Source organism: Candidatus Beckwithbacteria bacterium (assembly GCA_026397255.1).
GTDB lineage: Bacteria > Patescibacteriota > Microgenomatia > UBA1400 > CG1-02-47-37 > JAPLVF01.
Map to the genome: position 1 here is coordinate 81,573 of JAPLVF010000013.1, position 15,658 is coordinate 97,230.

15 protein-coding genes and 1 tRNA gene are annotated in these 15,658 nt (G+C 41.4%); 5 read left to right on the plus strand and 11 right to left on the minus strand.

Going from position 1 to position 15,658, the window contains the following annotated elements:
- Window positions 1-14: 14 nt before the first annotated feature.
- Window positions 15-686 carry a tRNA (guanosine(37)-N1)-methyltransferase TrmD gene (gene trmD, locus NTZ93_02875; protein MCX6816782.1) on the plus strand — a complete coding sequence of 224 codons (672 nt, stop codon included), beginning with the start codon at window positions 15-17 and terminating at the stop codon, window positions 684-686.
- On the opposite strand, the gene NTZ93_02880 is transcribed toward trmD, so the two are convergent.
- From NTZ93_02880 to NTZ93_02930, 11 genes are all read right to left on the minus strand, one after another.
- Complete coding sequence (locus NTZ93_02880) at window positions 655-1,542, minus strand: NAD(P)-dependent oxidoreductase (protein MCX6816783.1); 888 nt, start codon at window positions 1,540-1,542, stop codon at window positions 655-657. The two genes, trmD and NTZ93_02880, sit on opposite strands and share 32 nt — an antisense overlap.
- Window positions 1,536-2,513 (minus strand): dTDP-glucose 4,6-dehydratase, encoded by a 978-nt coding sequence (gene rfbB / locus NTZ93_02885; GenBank protein ID MCX6816784.1) that lies wholly within the window; start codon window positions 2,511-2,513, stop codon window positions 1,536-1,538. Before rfbB ends, NTZ93_02880 begins: the two co-directional genes overlap by 7 nt.
- Before the next feature lie 29 nt (window positions 2,514-2,542).
- Complete coding sequence (locus tag NTZ93_02890) at window positions 2,543-3,028, minus strand: ribonuclease H-like YkuK family protein (protein ID MCX6816785.1); 486 nt, start codon at window positions 3,026-3,028, stop codon at window positions 2,543-2,545.
- Between the two features lie 15 nt (window positions 3,029-3,043).
- A complete protein-coding gene (locus NTZ93_02895; GenBank protein MCX6816786.1) occupies window positions 3,044-4,204 on the minus strand; it encodes a replication-associated recombination protein A in 1,161 nt (386 codons plus the stop codon).
- Between the two features lie 31 nt (window positions 4,205-4,235).
- Window positions 4,236-5,000, minus strand: coding sequence for a sugar phosphate nucleotidyltransferase (locus NTZ93_02900; protein ID MCX6816787.1), 765 nt, complete (start codon window positions 4,998-5,000; stop codon window positions 4,236-4,238).
- An 11-nt stretch (window positions 5,001-5,011) separates the two neighbouring features.
- Window positions 5,012-5,239, minus strand: a complete 228-nt coding sequence (locus NTZ93_02905; GenBank protein MCX6816788.1) for a hypothetical protein — start codon at window positions 5,237-5,239, stop codon at window positions 5,012-5,014.
- A gap of 1 nt (window position 5,240) precedes the next feature.
- Window positions 5,241-6,077 carry a CAP domain-containing protein gene (locus NTZ93_02910; GenBank protein ID MCX6816789.1) on the minus strand — a complete coding sequence of 279 codons (837 nt, stop codon included), beginning with the start codon at window positions 6,075-6,077 and terminating at the stop codon, window positions 5,241-5,243.
- A 55-nt stretch (window positions 6,078-6,132) separates the two neighbouring features.
- The gene (locus tag NTZ93_02915) at window positions 6,133-10,932 is read right to left on the minus strand and encodes a hypothetical protein (protein ID MCX6816790.1); all 4,800 of its coding nucleotides are present in this window, start codon (window positions 10,930-10,932) and stop codon (window positions 6,133-6,135) included.
- Between the two features lie 120 nt (window positions 10,933-11,052).
- Window positions 11,053-12,291 carry a DNA polymerase IV gene (locus tag NTZ93_02920; protein MCX6816791.1) on the minus strand — a complete coding sequence of 413 codons (1,239 nt, stop codon included), beginning with the start codon at window positions 12,289-12,291 and terminating at the stop codon, window positions 11,053-11,055.
- Between the two features lie 93 nt (window positions 12,292-12,384).
- Complete coding sequence (locus NTZ93_02925; GenBank protein ID MCX6816792.1) at window positions 12,385-12,570, minus strand: hypothetical protein; 186 nt, start codon at window positions 12,568-12,570, stop codon at window positions 12,385-12,387.
- 50 nt (window positions 12,571-12,620) lie between these two features.
- Window positions 12,621-13,424 (minus strand): restriction endonuclease, encoded by an 804-nt coding sequence (locus NTZ93_02930; GenBank protein ID MCX6816793.1) that lies wholly within the window; start codon window positions 13,422-13,424, stop codon window positions 12,621-12,623.
- 22 nt (window positions 13,425-13,446) lie between these two features.
- Here NTZ93_02930 and NTZ93_02935 point away from each other — a divergent pair, with 22 nt between their 5' ends.
- From NTZ93_02935 to greA, 4 genes are all read left to right on the plus strand, one after another.
- On the plus strand, window positions 13,447-14,064 hold the full coding sequence (locus NTZ93_02935; protein ID MCX6816794.1) for a glycosyltransferase family 2 protein: 618 nt from the start codon (window positions 13,447-13,449) through the stop codon (window positions 14,062-14,064).
- 27 nt (window positions 14,065-14,091) lie between these two features.
- Window positions 14,092-14,163: transfer RNA gene (locus tag NTZ93_02940), tRNA-Glu, on the plus strand.
- A gap of 91 nt (window positions 14,164-14,254) precedes the next feature.
- On the plus strand, window positions 14,255-14,965 hold the full coding sequence (locus NTZ93_02945; GenBank protein ID MCX6816795.1) for a class I SAM-dependent methyltransferase: 711 nt from the start codon (window positions 14,255-14,257) through the stop codon (window positions 14,963-14,965).
- A 202-nt stretch (window positions 14,966-15,167) separates the two neighbouring features.
- Complete coding sequence (gene greA / locus NTZ93_02950) at window positions 15,168-15,629, plus strand: transcription elongation factor GreA (GenBank protein ID MCX6816796.1); 462 nt, start codon at window positions 15,168-15,170, stop codon at window positions 15,627-15,629.
- Window positions 15,630-15,658: the final 29 nt, after the last annotated feature.

The following is a 15,658-nucleotide window of genomic DNA, read 5'->3' on the forward strand; positions in this document are numbered from 1 at the left end:
ATTTTAACATGTTTATGCAAGTTGAGATTTTAACAATTTTCCCGGAAATATTTCCAACATGGTTAACGACCAGTATTATTGGCCGGGCGCAAAAAAAGAAACTAGTGAAAATTAATGTCCATAACCTGAGAGATTGGGCAACAGACAAGCATAAATCAGTTGACGACAAACCATTTGGCGGCGGACCGGGAATGGTCATGCGCGTCGATGTTGTCGAGCGCGCCATCTCAGAATTCAGATTTCAGAATTCAGATTTCAGAACTATTTTATTAACGCCCCAGGGGAAAAAGTTTAATCAGAGGCTCGCACAAAAACTGGCTAAACAAAAACAGTTAATTTTAATCTGCGGCCATTACGAGGGTTTTGATGAACGCATTCGCCGGCTGGCGAACGAAGAAATTTCCATCGGTGATTATGTTTTAACCGGCGGAGAGATACCAGCAATGGCGTTAATTGACGCTGTTGTCCGTTTGATCCCCGGCGTGGTCGGCAATGATGAATCAACAAAAGATGAATCTTTTTCTCAAAATTTACTCGAGTATCCCCAATATACCCGGCCGGAAATTTATAAAAAGATGACCGTGCCCAAAATTCTTCTCTCCGGTAACCACGCCGAAATTAAAAAATGGCGGAAAAAAGAAGCGGAAAAACGGACTAAACAACGGCGACCTGATCTTTTAAAGTAAGGAGGGCTTCGTCGATCGTTTTCATTTCTATGCCGAAATCGGCTTTGAGTTTGGCGTTAGAAAGACGTAAATACTGCTGGCGGGGACGGGGGTCGGTTTTCAAACAATCTTTAAAACTGCCGGGTTTAATCTCAGTCTGAAGATTAAAAACTGTGGCAATTTTTAAAGCTAAATCGTAGGGAGTTAAGGAAGTGCTGCCGACGACATGATAAATTCCCTCTGGTTTTTCTTTGATAAAGACTGGCAAAACCTGGCAAATATCATCAATAAAGGTCGGAGTGATAATTTGATCAGTAAACATGGGGTGAAGCTGGCCATTTTTTAACTGCTCCAAAATTTTACGGACTAAATCCGCTTTTGGCTCAAACTTGGCCCGGAAAGGAAAAGCTAATCGGGCAATTACCGACTGACAGCCGGAATTGATGACTGCTTCCTCTGCCCAAAGTTTGGTTTGACCATACCATTCAAGCGGGTGAGGTTTATCGATTTCGGTGTAGCCAGAAGTCGGCGGAGTTTTGCCGTCGAAAACAAAGTCAGTGGAAATATGAATCAGGTAATGGTTATATTGGGCACAAGCCTCGGCAATGTTTTTTGTCCCCAAAACATTGACTTTGTAGACTAAACCGTCTTTATTGTCTTTTTCCTCATAGGCTTTGGAAACATCGGTAAAAGCGGCTAAATGAAGCACGGTTGTCGGCGGACAATCCAAAGCTTTGGTCACCTGAACCGGATCAGTAATATCCGTACCGGTGGCTAAGTCTAAATTAGTAAAATTAGACTCGCTTAAAAGCTCAGTCAGCCTAGAACCGATCATCCCGGATAAACCGGTTCCGATAATGGTTGGTTTACTTACCATGTATGTTTTAGCGGCTCCCACCACTGACGGTGATTGACATACCACTCTATGGTTTTTTCCAGATAAGTGTCAAAATCATGCTCCGGTTTAAAACCGAGTTCTGTTTTAGCCTTCGTCCAATCAAGGGCATAACGCCGGTCATGGCCGGGCCGGTCTTTAACGAACTCGATTTGCTTTTCCGATTTCCCCATGATTTTGATAATTTTTTTAACGATTTCCAGATTAGAAATATCTTCAGTCAGGCCACCGATACAGTAAGTTTCCCCGACCTTACCTTTTTGTAAAACCAGATCGATTGCCCGGCAATGATCATCAACATACAGCCAGTCGCGGACGTTTAAACCATCGCCGTAAACCGGGATGGTTTTCCCTTCAAGTAAATTGGTAATCGTTAAGGGAATCAGTTTTTCCGGAAATTGGTAAGGACCAAAATTATTGGAAGTATTAGTGATCGTTACCGCTAGGCTATAGGTTTTAAAGTAGGCGCGAACCAAATGGTCGGAGCCGGCCTTGGAGGCAGAATAAGGACTATTGGGTTGAAAGTTGGTTTTCTCAGAAAATTTTCCTTTGGAATTTAATTCCAAAGAGCCAAAAACTTCATCAGTAGAAATGTGGTGAAAGCGCTTAATTTGATGTTTTAAGGCCGCATCCAGCAAGACTTGGGTGCCAACCACATTGGTCATCACAAATACGGCCGGACCGGTAATGGAGCGGTCTACGTGCGACTCAGCAGCAAAATGAACAATAATGTCTACGCCGGACATAGCTAGATCAACGGCTTTTTGATCACAAATATCCGCTTTAACAAAACTGTAATGAGGATTATTTTGGATATCCTTAAGATTGGCCAGATTTCCGGCATAAGTCAGTTTGTCCAAGTTAATAATTTGATCGTCAGGATGATTCGTTAACCAATAATGAATAAAATTCGACCCGATAAAGCCTGCGCCACCGGTAACTAATAGTTTCATATAATTTTCATATGAGTAATTTTTGTACTCTAAGTATGCTTATCAGCTATTTTTGACGCGCCGTAGGAATCAGGCTTAGTAACGGCAGTGTAACCGTTACCGGTAACCATTCCGACGACTTCTTTAATCATATCACGAGTGTCACCTATCTGACCAACATCAATATGAATTTCCAAAGAGTAATGACTATTACCATTGAGGCGACGGTTAATTTTAGGCAAATAACTTTTGGCGATTTCTAAAGAAGCAAGAGTTTCGGAATAGATTTTATCTCTTATTGAATGAGGACTATTTAAGCGCTGGCTCTGCCAAAAATACTTGCCGCCCCAACCGACCCGATGAACCACAATCGCCGTTACCAATTTAAGACTACTCTGGCCATTACTCCCATGAACATGAGAGTCAGAACCAATAATTAAATGGTAATTGGCCTGAGGGTCGGCTTCAACAAACCGGGCAATATCTTCGATTAACTCCGGACTTGTCCGTTTGCCGTACGTCGGACTGGTAAACATGAAGATTATTATACCTCAACGGGGATAATATTTTTTGTTTTTTAATTTATCGGGGAGAAAGCTGATTTTGGGATATTTTTCGTAGCCGGCGCCGTAGCCAATATCTTTCATCAGTTTAGTAACCGGGTTACGGATTTCTAAAGGAATTGCCAGATTACCGTATTTTTTTACATCATCCAGAGCTTTCATGTAGGCATCATAGGCGGAACGGTTTTTTTTGGCCAAACTCAGGTACACTACCCCATGGGCCAGGTTTTCCTGACATTCAGGCAGGCCAATAGTCTCGCAGGCGCGGAAAACATCATTAGCCACCACTAGGGCCGTTGGTTGGGCCATACCGATGTCTTCGCTGGCAAAGACAACCATTCGACGGGCAATAAACAACGGGTCTTCGCCGCTATCGACCATCCGGGCAAGATAATACAAAGCGGCGTCAACATCACTGGCCCGCATAGATTTAATAAAAGCGGAAATGGTGTTGAAATGTTCTTCACCGGCCCGGTCGTAACGCAAAAACTTACTCTGCAGAGCGTTTTTAATATTGGCAACAGTAATCCGGTGATAGAGTGTATGGGTGGCTTCCAAAAGATTCAAGAGTTGGCGGCAGTCGCCGTTGGCAAACTCCAAAATAAATTCTTCGGCCTCCCGGGCAAGATTCTTAATTTTTAGCTCTTTTAACCCGCGTTTTAAAACTTTTTTTAAATCCGTTTTGGCGACTGACTCTAAAACAAATACCTGACAGCGGGATAAAAGCGGACTGATAACCGTAAAGCTGGGATTTTCAGTCGTGGCGCCGATTAGAGTCAGGGTGCCGTCTTCCACAAACGGCAGTAAATAATCCTGCTGGAGTTTGTTAAAACGGTGAATTTCATCTAAAAATAAAATTGTCTGCTGCCGGAATAAGGTCGCCTTAGCCTCAACCACCACTTTTTTAATATCGGCCTTACCGCAGGAAGCAGCGGATAACCCGACAAAATTTGCCTCCATTTCTTTGGCAATCAGACGCGCCAAAGTAGTCTTGCCGCACCCGGGCGGACCCCAGAAAATCATTGAATGTAAAGTTTTCTTTTGAATGGTTAACAAAAGAGGCTTATTCAAGCCGACTAAATGCTTTTGACCGACAAACTCTTTCAAATTTTTAGGGCGTAATCGGTCAGCCAACGGAGCTTCAACCATAATACCAAACTAAACCCAAAGATGAAGATTGTCAACCAATGTCTTTGCCTTTGATAACGGCCGTATATTTATCGCCCAACTTTTTCTTTGCCCAATAACGGTTGGAGCGAAAAAGCGAGTAAAAAGTGCCGGAATCAGACCAAAAACCGGTTAGTTCCTGCCAATGAAGCTGGCCCTGCTTTAAATAAGCATTATTAATATCAGTAACTTCCAGCTCTCCCCGGCCAGATGGTCTTAATTTTTTGATCATTTTAAAAACTTCATGATCGTAAATATACAAACCAGTGACGGCATAGGGCGAGCTGGGACTGGTTGGTTTTTCAACAATATCAATAATTTTTTGCGGATCGGTTTTGGCAAAAACCGGGTTGCCAAAACGCTCCGGATCAGGAACTTTTTTCAAAAAAATGGTGGCGCCGGATTTAAAATTTTTAACGGCCGGAGAAATATCCTCATCAGTGGTATTATCACCTAAAATTACGGTGATCGCGTCGCCGTCAGCAAAATCTTCAGCATATTGAAGCGCATCGGCAATCCCTTTAGACCCGCCTTCCTGATAGGCGTATTCCAAATGAGTAATGCCAAATTCTTTACCGTTTTTCAAAACCTGCATAAATTGTCCGGCATGGATATCCCCCGTAACGATTAAAATATTCTTAATCCCGGCGTTAACTAAAGTCTGGATGGGGTAATAAATCATCGGCTGGTCATAAATAGGCAGTAAATGCTTGTTGGTAGGATAAGTTAAGGGGTACAATCTTGTTCCCTTGCCGCCGGCTAAAATAACACCTTTCATAAAAAACTCCTTTAGGCCCGCAAACTAATAAAAATTAATACAATCGCACCCAATAAACTAATGGCTAAATATTCCAAGACTACCGGTAAAAATAAAGTTTTATCCCGTTTATGAATAAACATTCCCCAGAGAAAATAACTGATTCCCATAACAACAGAAACAGGCAGGCGATATTGAGGCACTTTTAAATAGATTAACCCTAAAATTATCAGCCAAGTCAACAAATTTAAATATGGCATATTAAAGGATTAAGCCTGGCTGGATTCCCACCAGCAAGATTAATAGTATACCTAAAAATATCAAGTGAGCCAAGCTGGAACCGGAAAGCCGGATAATTTTCTTTTTGGTCACAATCGCCGAATCGATTAAAATTACGGCTATAAGAATAATCGTTAAGCTGATAGAAATCGCTTTAGTTAAGTGAAAAGAGCTGATTAAGGGACTCGTTTTGATCTCTGCCAGAACGGCTTCGGCGTTGGCATTGATTTCTCCGGTTTTAACCGGCAGTGCCGAACTGACCTGCGTACCGAATAATTGAACGATTAAAGTAGTCGGCTGACCCTGAAAAGTATCCTGGATGACGGCAATACCGATTTCCCGGTAACGGCCGGAGAGAAGATTATCCCGGTGTGTCGGCGAGTTCATCCAAGCGGTAATAACCGACGGAGAATCCTGAAAATCCCTGGCTAAATTCTCGCCGGCATAAAGATATTGATAATGAACATTTTTAAAAAAATCCCAAGGAGTGGTTCCGTCCGGCGACGCATGCGCCCAATAATTTTTGGCAATCATGTCCGCTCCTTTTTCCTGGGCAGCTTCGGATAAAAGCGGGCTAATCGTTAAGACCGGCAGGCCATTTTCCTCCCGGGTTTTATTAGTCAGATTGACAATTTCGTCGGCAGTAATCGAAGAATTAATCCCTAAAACACCGGGCATCCTTGCCCCTAAGAAACTAAAACAAACCTGGGTAAAAATTACTAAGACCAGCAAAACACTGAGCGAAGAAGCGTGAAGGGTTTTAGCTTTGTAGTTATTGGATTCCTGGGGGGTGAATAAATGGGACAGTAAATGAATCATTGATTCATTTTACTCAAGTTCAGCAGTAACAATCAAGCGCTTCAAGAAGTCTTGTTTACTTAATCTTCCGACGGCGATAGTAACGGATTAAAAACCAAGCCGGAAATAATGTTAATAACCAGGGCCACCAACCGAAATAATGTTCACCCAACACAGTTCCTGGAGATTCTACGCCAGAAGCAGGAGGGGTAGCTTCTTCTTCAACTCCAAGAACTTCCGGCGCCGGTAAAAATCCGGTTGCCGGTCCGATGGCTCCCGGAATGCCAGCTATGGTGGTAGCTGTATTAACTTCATTGGAATATGTGCCACGATTACCAACAGTGTCGTAAGCCGCGACGACGACATAATAAAGACCGGTTCCTAAGCCTTGAATTGTGTATGAGGTAACGTTACCTACGTGTGCAGCATAATCATAAACGCCTGTTGCCGTACCGTACCACACAGAATAGTCAGTGGCATCAGAAATTGCATTCCAAGCCAAGCTGACAGAACCAGTTCCTGTGCCAACCATAGATAATATAGGAGCGATTGGTCCGGTCAAATCAACAGTGGCGGTTGTTGAAGTATCTGCTGTGAAACCGGCTTGATCATAGGCAGTTACTTTTATTGTCCAATCACCTTCACTTAAATTATCGGTGATAGTATATTCAAAAGTTGCTTCAGATACATCTGCGCCTTTTTCATCTACGCCGTCTTTCTTCCAGGTGACTCGGTAATGATTGATGCCAACGTTATCTTGAGCTGCTTCCCATGTTACTTTAACGTTATTTCCGTTAGAGGGATTTGGTGATACAGAAAGGTTTTGTGGTCCTTTATCCAGCGTTGTTTCGTCCCATGAAATATTTTTAATACCAACTTCTGAATAATTGTCTGCCAAATCATGTGCTCGGTAGTATAAAATGTGAGCGCCTTCGCTTCCTGGTTTAAATGGGGCTGAATACGTAGTCCAAGAACCAGTCTGGGAATCCCATTGATATTCAATCTTGTCAATATTTGTATCTGTTGCCGTAAGAGTCACTTCCGGCTGAGTTTTATACCAGCCATTACTCCCATCAGCTGTTAGAGGGTTGATTGATAAAGCTACTTCCGGGATTGTTTTATCTAAGATAATAGTTAAAGTATAGGTATCTTCTATATTACCGGCATTATCAGTGGCATGAGATTTTATGGTGTAGGTACCTTGAGCAGGTGAAGTAAGGCCAGCATATTCCCAATTCCCTGTTGCATAAGATGTATTAAGTAGGATTTCTGTCCCGCTGACTACAAATGATGTGCCATCGAAGTATTGAGTCAAGTCTTTTTGAATTGAAATTTGTACACCGTTCACGTGACTAAGAGTGTCTGTGGCGGCTCCCTTAATAGATCCGTTCCAACTATTCGTGATTATTGTACTATCAGTTCCCGAGTTTAATGGGTCAGTAATCGTACTATCTGGGTCGGTAAAATCAATATCAGCTCCATTTGAAGTAACAGTGGTTGTATTACAGTTTCCCGCGGCGTCACAGACATTAGGAGTAATTGAGCAGGTTTGATTTGTCCCCTGAGTGGTTATGTCACAGGTTGGATTATTACCTGAGGCTACTCCATTTGTATCTGCGTAAGTAAAGGTGGATGTTCTGTTTGTGTTATACCATCCGGAAAACGTTGTTTTGGAAGCCAAAGCCGGAGCTGTGGCATCGTAATAGTAATGCACCGGAGTGCTCCAACCACTTTCGTTACCAGCGTTGTCGATAGCTTGTACCCAAATGGTTACACCATCTTGTTCGTTAAGGCCTGGTGTGTGGTTGCGTGAGGTTCCGGAAACTGTACGTATAATGGTATCTTGTCTGCCGGCGAGGTGGTGGTCATAAGTATATTTGATTTGATATTCTTTGATGCCACTACCGCCGGTGTCGCTCGATACGGACCATTGATTTAGAATGGGAATTGTTTTGAAATATTGTTCAGCAGTTGGTGAGGTTATAGTTGGTTTTCCCGGCGCTGTTTTGTCAATATTAGTTATTGTTACTGTTTTAGTGGTAATATTTCCCGCAGTATCAGTGGCGACAAAATCAAATGAACCGTTTGTTGTAAATTGGTGAGATGTAGTATTTAATATTCCTTCATTTGTCGAAGCAGTCACAGTGATATTTTGATTAGTCCAACTCGTATTGTAAGGATCAACTGTTATAACCGGTGCGGTTGTATCATAGGTGATTGCACATAAAGATGTCCAAGTACCTTTATTACCAAGGGCATCATAAGCGCGAATTCTGGTCCAATATGTATTTCCATTGGTTGCCCCACCACCATTTACATAATTTGTAGACAAGGAGTGACTTACAAGCAACGTTGTTGAATTTGGTGAATAAACTTCCCTATCGTAACCGGCTACTCCAGCGTTTGCATCCGTAGAAGGACCCCAAAGGTTTGTCAGTGGTAAATAGTTCAAACTTTGTCCACATGTTTTGTAATTATTAAAGTCAGCGCCACTTGCATAATCGCTGCCAACTGGCGGATTTTCGCTAGACCAACCAATTTGTCCTGGAGTTGTAGGACCAGTTTTATCGATACCCGCTATTGCGTCAGACATTAGATACGTTGTATTAGTGGCAGCATCAACTGCCCTGTAGCAAACTTTTTTGCCATTATCGGATTCAGAAGTAAATGTCTGACTGGCATAAGACACAAAGGTTAAAGTGCCGTCACAAACCGAACCAGTAGTATTACTCATTTCTAAAGTGCCTTCGGAAGTACTAGCCGTAATCGTTTTACTCAGCGCTGGATTTGTGTTGGGATTATTAATGGTGATTGTTGGAGCGGTGGTATCCCAAACCAAATTAAACTCATCAAATGAAGAATTGCCGGCATTATCGGTAGCCGTCAATCTTAAAACATAAGTTCCATCAACAGTCGCAGAAACGGTTGTTGAGGTTAAACTGGCAGTACCAAAAGATATCGTTCCCGGACCTGATTCTTTTGTCCAGAGAACACTGGCAATCCCGGAGATTAAATCGGTTGCCGAACCAATTTGGGTAAATAAGGCATTTTTGGATTGATCAGCACCGGCGTTAACTGAGGGGGCAGTTTTATCAATATTGGCACCATTAGAAGTCACCGGAGCGGTACTGCAATTGCCAGCGTTGTCACAAACATTTGGCGTGACCGAGCAAGTTTGATTGGCCCCTTCAGTGCTGATAGTGCAGGAAGCCGGATTACCGGAATTTATGCCGCTCCTTGAATCTGTGTAATTAAAATAAGATGTTTTACTTATCTTATACCAATCCCAACCAGAAAAGGTTGTTTTCGATGAAAAAACAGGGGCTGTTTTATCTAATTTAATAGTGACTGAATTAGAACTGTTACCACCTGTGCTAGTGGCCGAACAGGTAATGGTTTGACCGGAGGTCTCAGTGTTTATGGTTTGTGTATTACAACCGGTTTGAGAAGTGATTGTGGACTCGGGATCAGTAACGCTCCATGTCACAGTTGGGTTAGAATTATTCCAGCCGGCGGCATTTGGCGCTGGGCTGACATTGTAGGTAATTACTGGAGGAGTGGGATCGCTGTTAACAGTAAAAGTAGAGGTCCCCTTATCTGCCCAAGACCAACAAGTAAAAAGCCAAAAACTACAGTTTTGGACATTTGCGTACCAAGTTCCAAGAGCGGCGTTGCTTGGTAATGCATATGAACAAGTTACTTCTTTACTTCCCCCGCCGTTATCACAACTGGCGATAGAACTGTTGCTTGGATTTTTGATATTTAGACGCAAAAGTTCGGTCTTAGTGGAAGTTGCTTTAGCAAAAACTGTTTGTCCGCGCACGTATGAAGTTTTCGGAGTTGAGTAACTATTAGACGAATAGGTTGATACAGAATACACCGCATCTGTAAATGTTGTTTCAGCAACTATTTTATTCTCGTCTTTAACTTCAACTTTATAATTCGGCCGATAGTTGCCGTCGAGTTGGTAGGCATAAGTAAATTCGCCTAGATCGTTGGTGGTAATGGAAGTCTCGAAATTAACCGTTGGCTCATCGGTGGAAGAAATAATTAAAGCATAATCTTTATTGGGAGCAAAGGAGGTGCCGGAAATAATGACGATTTCGGTCGGGGCATAATCGGGTTTATCGGTAGACAGTTGGGCGCTGGAAACATTGGCTGAGTCAAGATCAAAGACGGGAAGGCTAGTTTCAGAATTAACAATCACGGCAGATAGTTGGCCGGTTTCTTCAGGTTGAGTGGAGCCTAAAACTTCCGGGCTAGGCTGAATGTCCTCCTTCGCTGAAGCTTCGGCGGACGAAGGCGGACCGGTTTCTTTAGGCGGATCAGATGGTTGAACGGACGGACTGGGAAGGGATAACGGGGCCGGACTGACTGATGGTGTTGGGCTGGGAGTAATCACCGGCGACGGACTGACTAGCGGTTGATTAGGATTTTCCAGCCAACTATTTTCGTCTGCGGAAAGATTAAGTGATGTATCAGCGGCTTCGGATACTATTTCCAATTGCTGACTAGTAATAGTAAACCTAGTCACATTGACGACGGATGCGCCGTCAATCTGGGTTTTAAGAATACCGCGGACAACCTGGTGTTTAACGCAGTTGCCATTTTCAGAACACGTGCCGGCATAAATTTCTTTGGTAAAAGTTCCGCTGTCAACTTTATCTTGACCACTAACGGCTTCGGTTTTATCATCGACTGTCCGATAGGCTAAAAGATAGCTAACTTCTTTATCAGTATCGACGGTAAAAGAAAAAGAGTTTTTAGCTGAATCGAAAGTAATTGGAGTTGTTTTGACAACGGTTGAAACCAAATCTTCTTCAGCATAAACAGGCTTTATTAAAACTGAAGCGATCGGCAATAATTGATTAGCCAATAAAGCCCAGGCCGAAATAACAGAAAGCAGTTTTCTGGAAAAACTTTTTTTCATTCGCCTTATTATACCCTTGCTTGTCAAGTGAACAAATGACTCAATCCGAATCTTATTATACCTAATCTATATCTGCCAAGAAGTTTTTAGCTGAAATTGTTTGTCGCCTAAGTAGCCGTTGATTTCCGGCCGAATTATAGTTTGATTAAGCAAGGCTGCCGGATAAATCGTATACTCGCCGTAACTTTGATTAATTAAATCAACTGTTTTTAAAATTTTATCTTGCTTTTGATCAGCAATAAATAACGGTTGAGGCAGTAAGTTCTTTTTAGTCAAAAGAGAAATCCAAACGCCGGCGAAACGAATGGGGCGGTGAATTTGCCAGCGATTATATATAGTATAAAGTTGCCGGAAAACTTCCCGACCGGAATCAGTAAAAATTTGTCTGGTAACGTGCTTTAATTGATTAAAGTGGTCCCCACGGACAGCCAAACCAAACTGCCGGCCGACTAAGCCCATCTGCCGTAATTTCCAGACAGCTTCTTCCACTAAATTTCTGATTAAAGCTTTAATGACAGCTTGATTGGTGGTGGTGGCAAATAAAGTATAGGTGCGGGAAACAGACTTGGCTGGCTGTATCTCTTTCACTGTCACTAAAGAATGGTTGTCTTCCCCTTGACTGAAACGGGTTAATTCTTTGGCCCAAAACTGACCGAATTCGGCTTGAAGAATCGATTGGGGCACAAGTTTAACTTGGCTTAAAGACGTAATCCCCAGGTTGTTTAATCGTTGACTCAAATGGCGACCAATGCCGCAAACGTCGGCAAATTTAGCCTCTTTTAAAACTTGGTTTTGATTCTGATCGTTAATCACAAAAAAGCCTTTTTTCTGGGCTAAGCTGGAAGCCAGTTTGGCTAAAAATTTATTTTTAGCAATGCCGATGGAAACGCCTAAACATTCCCCTAATTCTGACTGAATTTTGGTTTGGATTTTTTGAGCTAATTTGACTGAACCGCCGAAAAAGATTTGAGTATAGGTGACGTCTAAAAAAACTTCATCCAGCGAGAAAACTTCCACGACGTCGCTAAAATTATTCATCAGCTGAATAAACTGTTGGGTGACGGCGGCATAGCGAGTAAAATTGGCGGGAACTAAGATAATTTTAGGACAAAGGGTTTTAACTTCTCCTAAACTCATGCCGGTTTTAATCCCAAAGGTTTTGGCTTGGTTAGAACAGGCAATGACGCAAGTGCGGCCTAGGGCTTTTAAGATACCGACTGGTTTTCCCCGTAAAGACGGATTAAACTGTTGTTCGACTGAGGCAAAAAAACTATTTAAGTCAACGTGGAAAATTAGCCGATCCATTAATTCTAGTAAAGCCGAATAAAAGACGAATGTAAAGAGGGAAAAACCCCGTCCCGACATAATATCGGGGCGGGGCAAAAATAAATTTATTTTTTACATCTTAGGTTCTTCAGTTACTGGTGCGGCCGGCCCGCCTGGAGTCGAGACAGGTTCCGGAGTCGGAGCCGCCGGAGTATCACCGGGCAAAGGTATATCCGTGGGTGTAGGGGTAGGTGTAGGCGTGGGTGTAGGAGCCGCCGGAGTATCACCGGGCATTACAGGATTTTGTGTATCATCCATAAATCACTCACCCCCCTTCTTTTTGCTATTATCTATTATAAATCACTATATTATGAAAAGTGGATTGAACGCAAGTCAGATAAAGTCTTGGAGCTTAAACCAAGGCCGGATAATTTTTTGGCAGGAGCCTTAAGGACATCGCTGCATAACACTAAATTATTCTGAATTAAAATTTCCAGTTGGTGTTTTTCTAAAAAAGCAAAGCAAGTAACCGGATACAACTGATAGGTTTCAATTAATTGTTCCAGACTGTCTTTTGTAGGATAACGCCAAGCCAGCAATTTCATTCCCCGACACTCACCATACTTAACGGCATTTTGAGTTAATTTGGTATTAGTGACCAACCACACTCCATGATAATCATTAACCGCGGTCACATCTTCAAAACGGCCTTCGGTATAAAGGACATCTTTAGAATGGGATTTGGTGCCGGGCCGGTTATGAAATTTACACTCGATTAAAAATTTAAGATTATCTTTTTCGGCCACCACATCAATTTCATGATCAATACAGCGGCCTTTAACGATCACTTGAGTTTGGGTGTGGAAACCCAGAGAGTTTAAAAGCCGGGCAACAAATTTTTCAAACGGATAGCCGGACGGGCCTAAGGCCATCAAGGCTTCTTTTAAAGTGTAACGATAGCTATCACCGAATTGATATTGATTTAAAAGCGCAAAAACTTTGGTATAAATTTCTTTGGTGGTAATGCCGTCGTAAAGCTGACCGATTAAGTTCACTAATATTTTATCGATAATGGCGGCTTTAACGCCGGCGCGCTGTAAAGACTGACGAACTTTACTTTCTAAAAAAACTTCTTTTTCTCCGGAAGCTTTAATAATATTAATGGCGGACATACCCTTATGATAAACTAAAGCTATGAAAATTTCTGCAATAGTGCCGGTTTTTAACGAAGAAAAAACCGTTAGCCGAATAATTAAAACTTTGCTGAAAAATAAATTCATCAACGAAGTTATTGTTGTCAATGACGGATCGAGCGATTCGAGTCTAAAAATTCTTAAAAGTTTTAAGAAGAGAATTAAATTAATCGATTTAAAGAAAAATCACGGCAAGGGCAGGGCGATCGCCGAAGGCATTAAAAAAGCCCATGGGGAAATTGTGGTTTTTTTTGACGCGGACCTGACTAACTTAAACAATCAATACGTCAACCAATTAATTAAACCGCTGATTAATAAAAAGTTCCGCGGGACTATCGGGATTTTAACCACCAAAAGTTACCTGCCCATCATTTTCCCGCCGCTGGCCGGGCTCAGAGCTTATTTTAGAAAAGATCTAATTGATCATTTTAAAGCAATCAGAAACAGCAAATATGGTGTCGAAGCTTTTTTCAATAAGTTATTCAAGGGGAAAGAGGTAAAAAAAGTCAGTTTAAGAGGTTTAAAATATTTGCGCAAAAATGAAAAACGCAGCAATAAAGAAGCGTTTAAAGAATACATCAAAATGTATAAGGAAATCGCTAAAGAAATGGTAAAATAGAGGGGCTTGCCCTGAACATCAGCGAAGGGCCCCATCGTCTAACGGTTAGGACAGCAGATTCTCAATCTGTAAATTCGGGTTCGATTCCCGGTGGGGCCACAGTTTTAAATAAGGTTAGGTCATCTTTTATTCTCAATACTCTTCCCGAATTTTGGTCTAATGTATAATTAATCTGTTTAAACTCACGAATATGAGAAGATTATTAAAATTCATTGCTCCAAAAAGTTTTAACGATGGTCTCTCAAAATGTAATAATCTAGGAAAAAATCTAATAATAAAAAACAAAGTAAATAGATTTTTAGATCTTGGTTGTGCTGACGGTGAATTTACCCTAAAGTTCGCAAAAGTTTTACGGCCAGAAGAAATATATGGCGTAGAGATTGTTGATAAATATTGCAATGAGGCTAAAAGGAAAGGAGTAAAGTGTGTAAAATTTGACTTAAATTCTAAATGGAAATTTGATAATAATTATTTTGATTTTATTTTATCCAGCCAAAACATTGAACATTTGCATAACACTAGACTTTACATGGAAGAATGCTATCGGTGCTTAAAAAAAGGAGGGCAATTATTAATACTAACTGAAAATTTAGCATCTTGGATTAATATTTGGTCGTTAATTTTTGGCTGGCAACCATTTTCAACAACTTTAATTAATGGTTGGAGTATTGGCAATCCATGTATTTGGCATTCTCAAAAACCTTCTAATAATACTGGCAAAACTAGCCACGTAAGAGTATTAGCCTTTAAGGGCTTAAAAGATATAATGCAACATATTGGTTTGAAAGATGTTCAAGTTTACTCCAGGGGTTATCTTCCATTCTGGGGAAAGCTATCAGATATTCTTTGTAGAGTTGATAAAAAACATGGACATTTTTTAATCGGAACAGGAATAAAGTAATATTATTCCTGATATATCCTTTTAAAATACTCTACCGAGGAGTTAGATATTCGCCCCTCCGGGCCACAAAATTATATTTATTAAATGTGTATTGATTTTGGATTTCATAAGTATATAATTCACCTTTGTAACTTCAGTTTGCCCGGTGAGGTAAAACTTTAATAATCTCCTGAAACAGGGTGAAGTGAAGTTTTCTTTTTTTATGCCGCAACAGGATTTTTATTTAACACCCGAAGGCTTAAAAGAGCTCAAAGAAGAGCTCAAGGTTTTAGTGGAAGAAAAAAAGCCGGCCCTACTGGAAAGAGTGGCGACCGCCAGGTCCCATGGTGATTTATCAGAAAACAGCGAATATGCTGCGGCCAGAGAAGATTTGGCGTTTGTGGAAGGCAGAATTGAAGAAATTGAAACTTTGGTCGTTAAAGCCAAAATAATTAAAAGTAAAAAAACTGACGAAGTTAAATTGGGCAGTCTGGTGACAGTGAAAACCAATGGATCAACTCAGACTTTTGAGCTGGTGGGCGAATGGGAAGCCGACCCATTGAAGCAGAAAATTTCCCACACTTCGCCTTTAGGCCAAGCGCTTTTAGGCAAGAAAAAAGGCGATAAAGTGGAAATTAAAGCCCCGGCCGGAAAAGTTATTTACCAAATTCACAAAATCGAATAACTCCTCAAGGTTTTTGTTATATACTTAAA